This window comes from Candidimonas nitroreducens (assembly GCF_002209565.1).
In the GTDB taxonomy this organism is placed as follows: Bacteria; Pseudomonadota; Gammaproteobacteria; order Burkholderiales; family Burkholderiaceae_B; genus Candidimonas; species Candidimonas nitroreducens.
Genome location: NZ_NJIH01000009.1, coordinates 68,378 through 83,220 on the forward strand (window position 1 = coordinate 68,378; position 14,843 = coordinate 83,220).

Sequence of the window (14,843 nt, forward strand, 5' to 3'; positions counted from 1 at the left end):
GCGGGCTGCTGCGCGCGGCCTGTAGCCCGTGGCTCGTGGTGGGTGAGCTGCATGTGCCCCCGCATATGGGCCGGCGCCCTGCGGGCGAGCGCACCGTGCGGCAATGCACCTTCATGGGTGCATTTCTACATTGTCGAAATGCCGGTGATACAAGTAGACGAAGCCGGCCTGGAACGCGGCGCCGATGAGGAAAGGCAGTCCCAGGAAGCCCGCCTGGAACAGCATGCCGGCGAATACCGGGCCTATGGAACGAGGAATCTGCAGCGACACATTGGCCACGCTGGCCGCCAGCCCGCGCCGGCTCGGCCGCACCAGGCCCGCGCTCAGGGCGTTGCGCGCTCCCGCCGTGCCGCGGTTGCACAAGTTGCGCAGGGTGTAGAGCGTGGCGGCGATGCCGAAGGTCGGCGCAAACGGCAGCGCCACGAACAACACCAGGCCGACCAGGCGCATCAGCACCACGGTGCGCACGATGCCCAGCCTGGCGGTCAGCCGTCCGGCCAGCAGCGAAGACAGCCCGGCCAGCAGGAAGCCCAGCGCCATCATCGGGCCTATCAGTCCGGGCCCCTGGTCGTAGCGGATGGCGAACCAGTATGACATCAGCGGGCCGGTGAGCCCGACGCCCATGCCGTTGACGGCGTTGACCAGGCCCAGGCGCAGCAGCAGCCCGTTTTCGCGACGCCGCAGCGCGGCCTCGTCGGCTGCTTGCGTCCCGGGCGGCGCGGCCTGTGCGGGGCTGCTTGCGGCGGCTCGCTGCGCCGGCGCGCCAGTGCGGCGCCCGGCCCCGGCCTCGGAGTCCGGCGCGCGCGCCAGCAGCGCCAGGCAGACGAGCGAGCCCAGCAGGGCAATGCCGAATAGTGGGCGGAAGGCCAGCGCGCCCGGCAGCCAGCCGCCCAGATGGGCCGGCAGGGCGGCCAGCAGCGCGCCCAGGGCCATGCCGGCGAAGCCGCTGGCGGCGTTCAGGCTGTAGACCCGGCCGCGGCGATCCGCCGGCACACCTTGCGCGAGCCACGCCTGTTCGACCGGGGCGAAAGGCCCCGCCGAGCCATTGCCGCCGCGGCCGAAACCGCCCACTATCGCCGCGGGCGCCAGCAGCCAGGGGCTGGCGCTGCAGCAGCCCACCAGGGCCGCCAGGGCCTGGGCCGCCTCGAACCACATCAGGAACTGGCGCCGCCCGATCCGGTCGCTAAGCGGCCCGACCAGCATGGTGAGCGTGGCGCCCACCAGCAGCGTGACGGCAAGAATGAGGCTGATCTGCACGGCCGTCCATTGCAGCCGGTGCAGGTATAGCGAGAAGTCCACCACCAGCGCGCCCTGTCCGATGCTGCGCGCCAGGCGGGCGGCTATAAGCATGTGCGCCGGCCCCGCGGCGGAAACTTGCTCCCGGGGGGCGGCGGTTTGCTTGGGCAGTGGCATGATGGGCTCTTATACCACGAGCCCGCCGCGGCCCGGCTGGGGTCTACGCTTGGCCCAGGTCGAGCGCCCCGGTCAGATCGCCCGGCCCGGCCTGTCCGCGGGACGCGAAGGCGCGGTCGCGCGCGGCGACGCCGTCCAGCGGCTCCAGGTCGTGCACCCGGCTGATCAAGCGCAGGATCGAGTTGGTGTCGTACAGGTTGTGATCCACGTGGCCCTTTTTGGCCAGCGGGGAAATGACCAGCGCCGGGATGCGCGAGCCCGGCCCCCAGCGATCGCCCATCGGCGGGCTGACGTGATCCCACCAGCCGCCGTTCTCGTCGTGGGTGACGATGATCACCGTCTGGCGCCATTGCGGGCCGTTGCGGATGTGCTCGACGATGTGCGAGATGTGCCGGTCGCCGGAAGCCACGTCGGCATAGCCGGCGTGCATGTTCAGGCTGCTTTGCGGCTTGTAGAAGGCGACGGCCGGCAGGCGGCCGGCGTCCACGTCGGCCAGGAAGCGGTTGGTGCCCGGGTCGTCGCCCATGCCGCCGTCGCGCAGGTGGCGGCGGCGCGCCTCGGTGCCGGGTGCGTAGTTGGCGAAATAATTGAAGGGCTGGTGGTGGTATTGGAAGTCGGGCACCGGCCCGCTGCCTTCGTGATCCAGCGCATACTGCCAGGCGCCGCTATACCAGGCCCAGTCCACGCCCTTGGCGCTGAGGCGGTCGCCTATGGTGGCGTAGTGCTGCGGCGGCAGCACCTTGATGCTGTCCGGGTCGGCCAGGGCCGGATCGCCGCCCGGGGCGGGCCGGACGTGGCTGGGCTGGTAGGGCGCGGCCATGGTGTTCACGGCATAGCCGTCGGCGGTCAGGGCGCCGTCCTTGAAGAAGCGCGGCGGCCCGTCCAGGGCCGAGGCGGGCGAGCTGGCCGCCAGCTTCAGGCGGGTGCCGGCGGGGTCGTCGCCTTCCACGACCGACAGCAGCTTCGAGGCCGGGCCGTGCAGCGCCTGCGGCCAGTAGGGCGCCTGGGCCGAAATCAGGAAAATGTGGTTGAGCCACGAGCCGCCGAAGGCGCTCATGAAGAAGTTGTCGCACAGCGTGTATTGGCGGGCGATGCTCCAGAGCCGCAGGTCTTGCGCGGTGTCGGCATAGTAGCCCATGACCAGGGCGCCGGAGTTGGCCCAGGCGACGAACTGGTTGTTGCGGCCGGCGTTGATCTGCATCTGGTTCTGGTAGTAGCGGTGCCACAGGTCGCGGGTGATGACGTCGAGCGGCAGGGGCGTGCCCTGGGCGTCCTTGATCGGGAACGGCCGGTTGGCCAGCCCGTCGATCTGCGCCTGGGTGATTTCATAGGTCTTGTCGCCGATGTTCTGCACACGCGGCACCAGGCCGCCCCAGATCCGGGGCAGTTGCGGCAGCGGCGTGCGGCCGTCGCGATCCAGCTGCGTATAGTGTTCGGGCATTGCCTCGGACAATGGGTGCAGCACCCCGGGGAAGTTGCCGTACAGGTTGTTGAAGCTGCGGTTCTCGGCGTAGATCACCACGATGTTGCGCACCTGCGAGCGCAGGGCGCGGGTCAGCTGCGCCTGCGGATCGTTGTCGGCCGCCAGCGCCAGGGCGTCGCGCCCGCCCAGCGCCAGGCCCGCGCCGGCAGCGGCCATGCCGCCCAGCAGGCGCCGCCGGCCGGGGCTGTCGGGTCGGCTGGGGTCGTAGTCGTCTTCATCGTGATTCATGGGGTAGCCTCCTTGTGCCCGCTGCGGGCGTATCGGCCCGGTTGGCCTGTGCGCAGCCTGTCTGCGCCCGGGGTGCCCCGGCTCAACGAGCTGCGTAGCTTCTCGTTGCGCAAGTATGTACCCAAAGCATGTAATTGTGATGAAGGCCGGACAAGGAATATATGCGATGCCCGGCTATCGCCAGGGATGCGCAGCGCGTCAGGCGCCTGGCCCGGCGCTGTTTTTCCGTTCATCCAGCCTGCGCCATTTGCGGCGCCGGGCGCGGATGCGTATTGCCGACATCCGGGCCGTGCGCCACCACGATACGCTGCGCGGCGAGGTCAGCAGGCTCATGGCGCGGGAATAATCCAGGATCAGGCCCGGCGTCCAGGCCATGGTGGTGGCCCGCCTGCGCACCTGCGCCGCGACCCAGAGTTCCGGTGTGGCCAGCACCCGCAGGAAGGCGCGCCAGCCCGACTCCGGCCCGTACGCTCGGCCGAGCGCGCCGTCGATGGAGGCTTCCAAGGCCTGCGCCACGGTGCTGGAGCAATTGCGGTGGGTGAGGTTGTAGATGTTGTTGCGCCGGCTTTGCTCCCAGTGCTGGCGCAGCTTGTCGGGGTCGTAATTGCGGATCTGCACGCGCACGGTGGAAGGGCACCATTCGCTGGCTTCGCCGGGATAGTCGACCAGGAAGCGGCCCGGCACGTCGTTCTCGGCCGTGGCCCGCAGCGCCTTGCGCATGTCGTCCGGAGAGCGGTCTATCTCGACGCCGGGATACAGGCTGATATAGATGCCTTCGGGCGATTCCAGCGCCGCGTGGCCGGTGGAAATCACGCCGTTGACGTCGACGGCGGCGATGTAGCGGTCGACGATGGGCTGGCGCTGCGTCGGCGCCTTGGACGAGCCGGTCGGCGTCCAGACGTGCACGATCAGGGCAGGGTGTTTGTCTTCATCCGCGGCGGGGGGCTCTTGGTCGGCTCGAGCTTGTGCCGCCGGCGATCCGGCCGGCCGTTGCGCAGTCTCGGCCGCAGCGGCTGCAGCCGGGGCTGCAGTCGTTGACGTAGTAGCGGTAGTTGTAGCAGCAGTTGTACCGGCAGTCGTCGTTGCGCTTGTCGCCATGGCCGCGGCCGCGGCGCCCGTGCCGGCGTCCGGTATCTGCCTGGGCAGGGCCGGGTTGGCCGGCAGGGTGTGGGCGCGCACCGCCAGCACGGCCATGTGCAGGCCGCCGAATATCAGGAACAGGCCGACGAAGTACGGCACCGTGCCGGCGTAATGGGTCGGATAGGGCTGGTAGAAGAAAATGGCGATCAGGATTTCGCAGACTGCTTCGGCCATGCCCAGGCGCCAGCGCGGGTAGCGCACCACGTGCGCGGCGATCGCCTGCAGTATTCCGTCGATGAGGAACAGGGTGCCGAAGATCATCGACAGCACGAAATTGCCCTGCGGGTGGCGCGCCATCACGATTATCGAGGTAAGCACCACGGCCGCGCCCTTGACGTAGCGCAGCACCCGGTGCCCGCCTACGCCGCTGTGCGCGGACACCAGCGTGGCCAGCCCTTCCAGCAGCAGCAGGAAGGCGAATACGCCCAAGGGAAAGTACAGGACGCCGTCAAGCGCGTCCACGAAGATGGCGGCACCGGCCACTGCCCATACGGCTCCTACGGCCAGCAGGCCCAGCCAGCGCTTGCGCAGATAATCGACACCCAGCAGCAGCAGTACCAGCCGTACCATGATCCTTCATTGTCCTTGCGATTTGCCGCCGCGCGGCTTCGCATTGATTCTATCAAAGGCATTTACGGACACGGCACGCTCTCGATCGCACTGACGTTCGTTGCTGGCCTATGAATCTACCGCAAATTCAGACGCTCAGTGGATCGTGCCTGGAATCGGCTCCTTGGTGGTGTGGAAAATTCGCTTTAAAAGTAAAAAAGCACAAAAATACACATCGATGAGGTGAGCCAGCATTCTCGATTGTGCCGGCCATCGTGAAGGGTCTGAGCCAATTTGACATATAGAGGGTATAAGTGTGATTTTATAAGGGTTTACCCGATATTTGTATGGGGCCATAAGGCTCAATCTTCATGAAATAGCATAGTTTTGAGCGCAGCCACAGCTGATGCCAGAAGCCAAATGCGAGATTTCTATATATTGTTTAAATGTGTTTATGTGCTATTATGGGTAGTATGTAATGCCATAATAGATCTTCGAACATGCCATCATCGCCTGCTCCGAGAAATGTGCTTTTTGTTGTGCTGGATCATTGGCGAGCTGATGCGCTCGGGGCAATGGCCGGCTCGCTGGCAAAGACACCACATCTGGATGCGCTTGCTGCCGATGCGTTGGTGTTTCAGCGGCACTTCGGGCAATGTGCGCCATGCGCTCCTGCGCGCGCCTCATTGCTGACGGGCATGTATCAGCATAATCATGGCGTCAAGCGCAACGGCACACCACTAGCCGCAGAATTCACCAACATCGCCGTGGAGATGTCCAACGCGGGCTATGTGCCTGCGCTTTTCGGCTATACCGACACGACGCTTGATCCGCGCGGCCTGGGAGCTAATAACCCGGCGATGCATTCTTATGAAAGTGTGCTGCCCGGGTTTTTCCCCGAGCTCCTCTTGACGGATGTTCCCTCGCCTTGGCTGGCATACCTGGAAGAGCAGGGTTACGCTTTTGGCACGGATGTGCAAGCAGCCTACAGGCCCGCCACCCGGATGCCAGGTGAAGGCCCTACGCGGGCTGCCGCGCAGTTCAAGGCCGAGCACAGTATTTCGGCATTTTTGACGGATGCGCTCCTGCGGTTTATTTCGGTAAGGCGCGAGCAGTCCTGGTTTGCGCACGCAGCATACATCAAGCCGCACCCGCCGTTCATTGCGAGCGCGCCCTACAACGAGATGTACAACCCGGCCGACATGGCCAAACCCCTGCGCAAGGCAACGGCAGAGCAAGAGGCGGCGAGCCATCCCTTGATTGACACATGCCTGCGGCGCACTCGGGCGGCACACTATTGGCGCGATGGCGAAGGGCTGGTCAAAGATATGTCGGACTCGGATCTCGCCCAGTTGCGGGCCACGTACTATGGCATGGTGACCGAGGTGGATGCGCAACTGGGGCGCCTTATCGCCAAGCTCAAAGAGTGGGGGCTGTACGACCATACTCTTGTTGTGGTGACCTCCGACCATGGTGAGCAGCTTGGCGATCATTGGCTACTGGGTAAAGAGTGCCCCTTCGAGCAGTCGTACCACATTCCATTAATCGTACGCGATCCCGCAAACGCAGCCGACGCCACTCGCGGAACACAGATACGGCAGTTCACCGAAGCGGTCGACATCATGCCGACCATTCTCGATTGGGTCGGGGCGGCCGTGCCGCGCCAATGCGATGGCCATACGCTACTCGGTTTTTTACGTGGACGCACGGACTCGAACTGGCGTGATGCCGCTCATTGGGAGTACGACTACCGCGATACCTGGGTTCCCGGGGCTGAAACGATGCTGGGTTTGCCCATGGACCGCTGCGGGGTTGTCGCGCTGCGCCTGCAAAACTTTCTTTATATCCATTTTTCGGCACTGCCACCGCTGCTTTACGACCTGCGATCCGACCCCGGATGCCTCGATAACGTAGCCGCCGACAGCAGTTATGCCCGTGTCATGCTTGACTGTGCACAGCGGTTACTGAGTTGGCAGATGGACAGTTCCCGACGAGAGCTGACCGGCATGTGTGCAAGCCCCAATGGCATGGTTGTGCGTGACCCGGTCAATGCATCGGTCAGTGGCTCCTGATGTGCCTCGGCTTTGGACGCCGCCTGATTTTTCTTTCCACTAATGGAGGATAGCCCCATGTTAAAAATAAAACAGTTGTCGCTGATGGCGGGTGCCGCAGTACTGCTCGCGGCACAGCAGATCCATGCGGCGCCGCTGGAAATCCAGTTCTGGCATCCTGGACTAGGTGCCCTGGATGATGCGGTGGCCGCCCAGGTTGATGCATTCAACGCATCCCAGACCAAGTACAAAGTCGTGCGATCGGCCCGAGGTTCGTATGCGGAAACTCTGAATAACGCTATAGCGGCATTCCGGGCGAAAAAGCAGCCGCATATGCTGGTTGCTATTGGCGCGTCTACGCAGACCATGATTTCGTCGGGTGCCATCGTGCCGGTACAAGGTCTTATGGCCAAGGCTGGCTATCACATTAACTGGAACGATTACGTTCAGCCCATTCTGAACTATTATCGATCTGCCGACGGCAAATTGCTGTCGTGGCCGTTCAGCGTTTCCACGCTAGTTCTTTGGTACAACAAAGAAGCCTTTAAGAAGGCCGGCATCGCCAGCCCACCCGAAACCTGGGACGAGGTCGGTGCAGATGCGGCCAAGCTGCGTGCTTCCGGCATGGTCTGCGGCCTTACGGTAGGCTGGCAAACCTGGGTGCATGTAGACAATTATTCGATCATGCACAATGTACTGGAGGCAACTCGTAATAACGGCCTCGACGGGATCGACACGCGCTTGGTGTTCAACAATCCATTCGTCATCAAGCATATCGAACGCATCGCCAAGTGGATCAAAGACGGGCGCTATATGTATGCTGGGCGTGCGGGTGGCAGCGCAATTCCCGCATTCTTGTCCAAGCGCTGCGGCATGATGATCCAATCCTCGGCGGTATATGCCTTCTTGAAAAAAGGCGCGCACTTCAAATTTGCGGCCGCACCCGTTCCGCATGAGCCCAATATCAAGCTGCAGAACAACCTGATCGGTGGGGGCACCATATGGGTGCTGAAGGGGCATAAAGCCGAAGATTACAAGGGCGTAGCGGCATTTCTGGCGTTTCTAGCCAAGCCCGAGCAACAGATCAAATGGCACAAGGACACTGGGTATATTCCGTTGACCAACAGCGCCTACAAGTCGCTGGAAGCCGACGGATATTACAAAGAACATCCGGATCAAGAAGTGGCCATAAAGGAATTGACTCGCGCGACTCCCACCAGGGCCTCCATGACAATCCGGCTCGGAAACGCCGCTCAAATTAATGCTGTATTGGATGAAGAGCTTGAGTCCGTTTGGGCTGGCAAGAAAACCGCAAAGCAGGCTATGGACAGTGCCGTACGCCGTGGTAACGAATTTCTTGAAAGGTTTCAACAGCAATATCAAGCTACCGGGAAATAGGCTTATTTTCCATATAAACAAAAATACGCATGATTAAACGAGCTCACTTTGAGGGCTACCCTTGGTTGGTAGCCTTATTCCTGCTGCCTCAGCTGCTGGTGCTTTCGGTATTTGCGATATTGCCGGCCATCGAGGCATTTTTCCAGGCGTTCATGCTTACCGACCCGTTCGGTCAGAGTTCGATTTTTGTCGGGTTGCAGAATTTCAAGGACGTGCTGTCGCGCCCTGAATATATGAATTCGGTCTGGCGAACCATAATATTCAGCGCCGGCTCGACGTCCCTATCCATGATTGCAGGCCTGGCATTCGCTGTGTTCGTCAATCATGTCATCCGCGGCAAGCGCGGTTACAAGATGCTGCTGCTTTGGCCCTATGCTATTTCGCCTGTTGTGGCGGGCGTGCTCTGGCTGTTTCTTTTCCACCCGACCTACGGCGCCATTGCACTGATGATGCGCCAGTTCGGCTTCAACTGGGATCCTCTGCTCAACGGCAACGATGCAATGTTCCTGGTGATTGTTGCCGCGTCCTGGAAGCAAGTGACCTACAACTTTGTATTCTTCCTGGCCTCTTTGCAGGCCGTGCCAAAATCCCTGATAGAGGCCGCCGCAATTGATGGAGCCGGGCCGATCAAGAGGCTGTTCACCATTATCTTTCCCTTGATGGCGCCCATTACTTTCTTTCTCTTGGTCATAAATGTCATACATTCATTTTTCGATACCTTTCCGATTATCGACTCGCTTACTCAAGGTGGGCCGGCGGGCGCTACCGACATCATGGTGTACAGGGTGTATCACGATGGGTTCGTGGCTCAGGATCTCGGTGGCTCGTCAGCCCAGTCGGTCATTCTGATGCTGCTGGTGGTTGGCTTGACATTCGTGCAGTTCCGCTACATCGAGAAAAAAATAAAATACTCAGGAAAGTAAATGGTCGAACGCTCTCCCTGGTTTGACGCTTTCTGTCACCTGATGCTCTTGCTCGGGGCGATAGCAATGTGTCTGCCTCTTTATTACGCGATCGTGGCGTCCACGCATTCGCTTGACGATGTATTGAAAATTCCCATGCCGTTAATGCCTGGCAAGGAATTATTCGATAATTTACAAGAGGCCATACGTACGCCGAATTTTGCGCGCCAGTTGTTCAACTCGCTGGTTCTGGCGCTTGGCATCACAATAGTCAAGATAGCGGTATCGTTTATAGCCGCATTTGCGGTTACATACTTCCGGTTCCGCTTCCGCGTACTCGCATTCTGGCTCATATTCAGTACCCTGATGCTGCCGGTAGAGGTGCGCATTGTTCCGACCTATGAGTTGGCGGCCAATGTTTTCGCCCCTCTCAACTGGCTGCTGGGGGGTGTGCTCAAGGTTCATCTCGAGTGGAATCTGCTGGACACATACACTGGCTTGATTCTTCCTTTGGCCGCCTCCGCAACTGGGACGTTTCTGTTTCGCCAATTGTTCTTGACGGTGCCGGACGAACTGCTCGAGGCAGCGAAGATCGACGGGGCGGGCCCGATCCACTTCGCACGAGACATATTGTGGCCCTTGTCGAGAACCAATGTTATTGCCTTGACGGTGATTCTATTCGTGTTCGGCTGGAACCAGTACCTGTGGCCCATGTTGATTATTACCGAACCGAATATGACTACTGCGGTGGTTGGCTTGGCAAAGAGCCTGCCGGGTGTGTCGGATTCCGTGCCGCATTGGAATACCGCCATGGCGCGTGCCCTGCTGATAAGTATCCCTCCGGTGACGATAGTGCTTATTCTGCAGCGCTGGTTCGTCAAAGGGCTTGTGGACGCCGAAAAATAAATAAAGGGGTTTTCAGATGGGAATGGTAGATATTCGAGGCGTCGACAAGTCCTACGACGACGTAAAGGTCATCCACGATGTCAATCTGAGCTTCGCGCCAGGCGACTTCGTCGTGATTCTTGGCCCGAGCGGCTGCGGAAAGTCCACACTGCTGCGGATGATCGCGGGTCTCGAGAAAATCAGCGGTGGCGAAATTTCCATAGACGGGCGTGTCATCAATGACGTTGAGCCGCGGAACCGTGGGATAGCCATGGTTTTCCAGAACTATGCTTTGTATCCGCACATGTCGGTTCGAGAGAATCTTTCCTACGGCCTGAAGTTGGCCAAGGCAAAAAAAACCGAGATCGAAGCTAAAGTCAAGGAAGTGGCATCGATACTCGGATTAGATACCCTGCTCGAAAGGCGGCCCGGGCAACTCAGCGGCGGGCAGCGCCAGCGCGTTGCGATGGGCCGTGCCATTATTCGCGAGCCGAAGGTGTTTCTCTTCGACGAGCCTCTATCCAATCTTGATGCGAAACTAAGAAATCAAATGCGCATGGAATTGAAGCGCCTGCATATGCGCTTGAACGCCACATCAGTGCTGGTGACGCACGATCAGATCGAAGCAATGTCGTTGGCGACCCAGCTCGTTTTGATGAATGCCGGCGTGGTGGAGCAGGTTGGGAGTCCCTCCGAAGTCTATAACCAGCCTCGAACATTGTTCACGGCGGGTTTCGTGGGTTCTTTACCCATGAATTTCTTTGCCGGTAAGGTGGTTGAAGGCGGGAGCCGCTTGCATCTGGACAACGGCGTGGAGATTCCGCTTACGCGTCGCCTCGCGGCTTATGCCGAGTCGTCCATAGTGCTGGGGGTTCGCCCAGATGCCTTCCGGCTTGTCTCCGATGCTCATCACGGCGTTGGCGTCTTCCAGGCCAAACTGGATCTGTCGGAAGATTTGGGTGGAACCCGGCTGCTGCATGCAACAAGCAGTGGTGGTGGCCAGTTTTCTGTGGCGGTCGCTCCTGACGTCGAGGTCGGGGCGGCAGATATTCATGCTCGTGTGAGCGAGCGGGATCTGCATATTTTTGATGCGGCTACGCAGTGTCGCATCTGATCGCTCGAAATTGATTCAACGTTTTCGGAGAGAATAGACGTGTGGGCCAAAGACCGTCATCATCGCATCTTGTCGCTCCTCGCTACACGAGAACAGGTCAGTGTGGCCAATTTGTGCGAAGAGTTCGGTGTTTCGCGCGAAACACTGCGCCGGGACATTGTCCAGCTTGAATCCCAGGGACGTCTCAGGCGAGTGCACGGCGGCTTCACTCGCGCTGAAGATGCCGAGCCAGCCTTCAAAAATCGGGTAAGCGCCAACTCTGAAGCAAAACGGCGCATCGGCGCTGCCGCCGCCCGACTGGTTGAGCCAGGCATGTTGATATCGGTCGATGCCGGCACGACCACACTGGCCTTCGCGCAGTTCCTGGCGAGCGTACTCGGGGTCAAAATCCTGACAAACTCCCTGGGCCTGGCCGCCACGGTGCATGAAGGCGGTGCTAGCGACGTCATTTTATTGGGCGGACGCCTGGGCTCGGATGTTCCTGGCACGTATGGCGAGATCACAAATAGCCAATTACGTCGGTTCAGGCCGCAGATCGCATTTTTTTCCCCAGTTGCCATCAATCCGAACGAAGGGGCGATGAACTTCGATCTGGAAGAGGCTGATCTGGCCAGCACCATGTGTGAAAACGCCGAGCGGGTAGTTGTTCTGGCTGATCATAGCAAGCTTGGCAACTTCAGCCGTATACAGGTTTGTGCCTGCGACCGTATTTCGACACTAATCACTGACAAGAAGGCCCCGCAGGCTTGCACTGCGCAGTTGATGGAGGCAGGGGTGGGTGACATCATCCGCGTCTGAAGCCAAGCCAGTTGTCGAGCTGGGCAGGGCACACGAATTTCGTAATGGAGCATTCTATGTCTGCACAATCATCTGAATCCCTATGTCACTTGAACGCGACTGATCTGGTGGCGGGTTACCGGCGGGGCGATTTCAGTCCAGTCGAGGTTTTGGACGCGGTGCTGTCCCGCACAGAGCGCCTCAATCCCCGGTTCAATATGTTTTTCCATATCGCCCAGGAGTCGGCCAGACAGGAAGCCCTAGTATCCGAGCGCCGATGGAAAGAGGGGCAACCGTTGGGTCTGCTGGACGGAGTACCGGTTTCCATCAAAGACAGTATTGCCATGAAGGGTGCGCCCATGCAGGTCGGTTCCAGGGCCCTGCGTAAAATCGTTTCCGCGCAGGATGCTCCCCCGGCGGCGCGGCTGCGCGAGGCGGGCGCTGTGCTGTTTGCCAAAACCACAATGCCTGATCATGGTATGTTCGGATCCGGTGTCAGCACGGCGTTCGGAGTCACTCGCAACCCCTGGAACCCCGCGTTTAACACAGGCGGGTCGTCGAGCGGCGCCGGGGCTGCCCTGGCAGCTGGGTTGGGGGCCCTGAGTGTGGGTACCGATATAGCGGGCTCCGTGCGCTTCCCCGCCAGTTTGTGCGGTTTGGCGTCCCTGAAGCCGACGCACGGCCTTGTGCCTCATCTACCTGTGGTTGCCGTGCGCGAAGCAGGGCCTATGGCTCGTAGCGCGCGAGATCTAGCAGCGATGCTGCATGTCCTTGCAGGCACAGACAAGCGCGATTATGGAAGCTTCCCTGCGCTGGCCGCGGGTGTGCCGGGATGGCGCGAACCCAAGGGACTGCGCGTCGGCTTGCTACTGGATGTCGGCTATGGCAACAAGGCGGAACCGGCCGTTGTTGCGGCTGTTCGCAACGCTGCCGAGACGCTTGCCCGTGCGGGTGCACAGGTCGAAGAGATGTCTGCACTGTTGAACGTGGATGTTCTGGTTCCGCTGGCGCAGATGTCGGCTACCACGATGCTGGCGCGTTTCGAGGCGATGAGCCAGGAGCAGCGCGATCTGAGCTATCTGCCCCTGTTGGAGTTCGCGGAACGGGCGCGCCGGCTCACCGCGCTGGACTATCAGGCTGCTATCCAAGCCGTCGACGTGGCCAAGGCCGAGGTTGTGCGGGCTACCGCCGCGTATGATTATGTCCTTGCGCCTGTCGTGAACAAGGTGAATTGGGCCGCCGAGAGTAATGCGCCCGACGATGATGACATCTATCGTTTGACATCCTATTGTGGGATGTTCAATCAGACGGGGCAGCCTGTGGGCTGCGTGTGCGCGGGCTTCGACGAGCGGGGCTTGCCGATAGGTATGCAAATCATCGGCCAGCGTTTCGACGACCGTGGTGTAATGCAGCTAGCCGAACAGTACGAGGCGCTGCGTGGCTTTGATATGCAATGGCCCGAGTGCCAGTAAGACGGAGCAGCGGCATGAACGCATTCAATTTTCAGACTGTACCCCACATCGTGGTCGAAGCCGGGGCCGCCCGCCGTCTGGGCGAACTGCTGTCGCAGCGCTTTGCCAGGGGCCGGGTGTGCGTGATCACCGATGCCCCGCTGCTGCGTATGGGGCTGCTCGATGCGGCGCTGTCCAGCCTGAATAGCAGTGGCTGGCAGGTCGACGTCATCAGCGACGTCCAGGCGGATCCTCCCCAAGAGGTGGTGTTGGCCATCAGTGCGCGGGCCAGGGCGCAAGGCGCCGACGTCGTCGTCGGCTTTGGCGGCGGTTCGTCCATGGACGTGGCGAAGCTGGTGGCGATTCTCTTGGGCAGCAAGCAACCCCTGGAGCAAATGTACGGGGTGGACAAGGTCGAAGGCGCCCGCCTGCCGCTGGTGCTGATTCCGACCACGGCGGGTACCGGATCGGAGGTGACTCCCATCTCTATTGTTACCACGGGCAGCACGACGAAAAGCGGTATCGTGGCGCGGCAGCTTTATGCCGACATGGCCGTGCTCGATGCCGAGCTAACTCTGGGCCTGCCGGCGCACATCACGGCCGCCACAGGCATAGACGCGATGGTTCACGCCATCGAAGCCTACACCAGCAAGCGCCTGAAGAATCCTTTGTCGGATCATCTTGCCGTTCTTGCCCTGCGCCTGCTGATGGGCAATCTGGTGCGGGTGTGCACCAACGGCCAGGACGCGGGCGCGCGCCAGGCCATGCTGCTGGGCTCGATGCTGGCCGGGCAGGCCTTCGCCAATGCCCCTGTCGCCGCCGTGCATGCGCTGGCCTATCCGCTGGGGGGCAATTACCATCTGCCGCACGGCCTGACCAATGCCTTGGTGCTGCTGCCGGTGCTCGAGTTCAACCTGCCCGCGGCGGCAGCGCAATATGCGCAGCTGGCGCGCGAACTGCTGCCGGCGGCCGCTGGCGATGATCAGGCCCAGGCCACGGAGTTGTTGCGGACGTTGCGCGAGCTCGTCGCCAAGACCGGGCTGCCCTTGCGTTTGCGCGATCACGGCGTTCCCAAGGGCGATCTGCCCATGCTCGCCGCAGACGCCATGAAGCAAACGCGCCTGCTCATCAATAACCCGCGCGAAGTCACCGAGCAGGACGCGCTGGCCGTGTACGAAAGCGTGTACTGACCGCCGGACAGGGTCAGGCGACTGTTGGGTCGCGCGCGGTAGTGGCCCGGGGTGCGCAGGCTGGCAGGCTGGTGAGTCCGTCGTCGCGTGGGCTCAAGATCGTCCCCCGATGACCTTAGGTCGATCCCCCGCGCTCAGATATCGCCTGATGTTGGAATCACGCAGGCTCGCTCAGACTCATCTGATGCTGGAATCACGCAGCCACGTTCAGACTCGTCCGATATTGGATACGGCCGCAATTTTCCAACAGACGCGAAAGCTG

At 61.1% G+C, this 14,843-nt stretch carries 11 protein-coding genes; 8 read left to right on the forward strand and 3 right to left on the reverse strand.

Annotated elements, in window-relative coordinates:
* Positions 1 to 111: 111 nt before the first annotated feature.
* The 3 genes from CEY11_RS16080 to CEY11_RS25780 form a co-directional block, all read right to left on the reverse strand.
* Complete coding sequence (locus CEY11_RS16080) at positions 112 to 1,413, reverse strand: MFS transporter (protein WP_198958921.1); 1,302 nt, start codon at positions 1,411 to 1,413, stop codon at positions 112 to 114.
* A 43-nt stretch (positions 1,414 to 1,456) separates the two neighbouring features.
* Complete coding sequence (locus CEY11_RS16085) at positions 1,457 to 3,124, reverse strand: acid phosphatase (protein WP_088604439.1); 1,668 nt, start codon at positions 3,122 to 3,124, stop codon at positions 1,457 to 1,459.
* A 198-nt stretch (positions 3,125 to 3,322) separates the two neighbouring features.
* Positions 3,323 to 4,834 carry an HdeD family acid-resistance protein gene (locus tag CEY11_RS25780; RefSeq protein ID WP_233154921.1) on the reverse strand — a complete coding sequence of 504 codons (1,512 nt, stop codon included), beginning with the start codon at positions 4,832 to 4,834 and terminating at the stop codon, positions 3,323 to 3,325.
* A gap of 479 nt (positions 4,835 to 5,313) precedes the next feature.
* Between CEY11_RS25780 and CEY11_RS16095 the strand changes: the two genes are divergently transcribed.
* The 8 genes from CEY11_RS16095 to CEY11_RS16130 are packed head-to-tail and all read left to right on the forward strand — an operon-like array spanning position 5,314 to position 14,581.
* Positions 5,314 to 6,885, forward strand: coding sequence for an alkaline phosphatase family protein (locus CEY11_RS16095; protein ID WP_088604440.1), 1,572 nt, complete (start codon positions 5,314 to 5,316; stop codon positions 6,883 to 6,885).
* Positions 6,886 to 6,942: 57 nt separating this feature from the next.
* The gene (gene ugpB / locus CEY11_RS16100) at positions 6,943 to 8,262 is read left to right on the forward strand and encodes a sn-glycerol-3-phosphate ABC transporter substrate-binding protein UgpB (protein WP_158215340.1); all 1,320 of its coding nucleotides are present in this window, start codon (positions 6,943 to 6,945) and stop codon (positions 8,260 to 8,262) included.
* 29 nt (positions 8,263 to 8,291) lie between these two features.
* Positions 8,292 to 9,185 carry a sn-glycerol-3-phosphate ABC transporter permease UgpA gene (ugpA, locus tag CEY11_RS16105; RefSeq protein WP_088604442.1) on the forward strand — a complete coding sequence of 298 codons (894 nt, stop codon included), beginning with the start codon at positions 8,292 to 8,294 and terminating at the stop codon, positions 9,183 to 9,185.
* The gene (ugpE, locus tag CEY11_RS16110) at positions 9,186 to 10,070 is read left to right on the forward strand and encodes a sn-glycerol-3-phosphate ABC transporter permease UgpE (protein ID WP_088604443.1); all 885 of its coding nucleotides are present in this window, start codon (positions 9,186 to 9,188) and stop codon (positions 10,068 to 10,070) included.
* Between the two features lie 16 nt (positions 10,071 to 10,086).
* A complete protein-coding gene (locus CEY11_RS16115; protein ID WP_088604444.1) occupies positions 10,087 to 11,163 on the forward strand; it encodes an ABC transporter ATP-binding protein in 1,077 nt (358 codons plus the stop codon).
* Between the two features lie 39 nt (positions 11,164 to 11,202).
* Positions 11,203 to 11,961 carry a DeoR/GlpR family DNA-binding transcription regulator gene (locus tag CEY11_RS16120; protein WP_088604445.1) on the forward strand — a complete coding sequence of 253 codons (759 nt, stop codon included), beginning with the start codon at positions 11,203 to 11,205 and terminating at the stop codon, positions 11,959 to 11,961.
* 56 nt (positions 11,962 to 12,017) lie between these two features.
* Positions 12,018 to 13,412, forward strand: coding sequence for an amidase (locus CEY11_RS16125; RefSeq protein WP_158215341.1), 1,395 nt, complete (start codon positions 12,018 to 12,020; stop codon positions 13,410 to 13,412).
* A gap of 14 nt (positions 13,413 to 13,426) precedes the next feature.
* A complete protein-coding gene (locus tag CEY11_RS16130; protein WP_088604447.1) occupies positions 13,427 to 14,581 on the forward strand; it encodes an iron-containing alcohol dehydrogenase in 1,155 nt (384 codons plus the stop codon).
* The last annotated feature ends 262 nt before the right edge of the window (positions 14,582 to 14,843 follow it).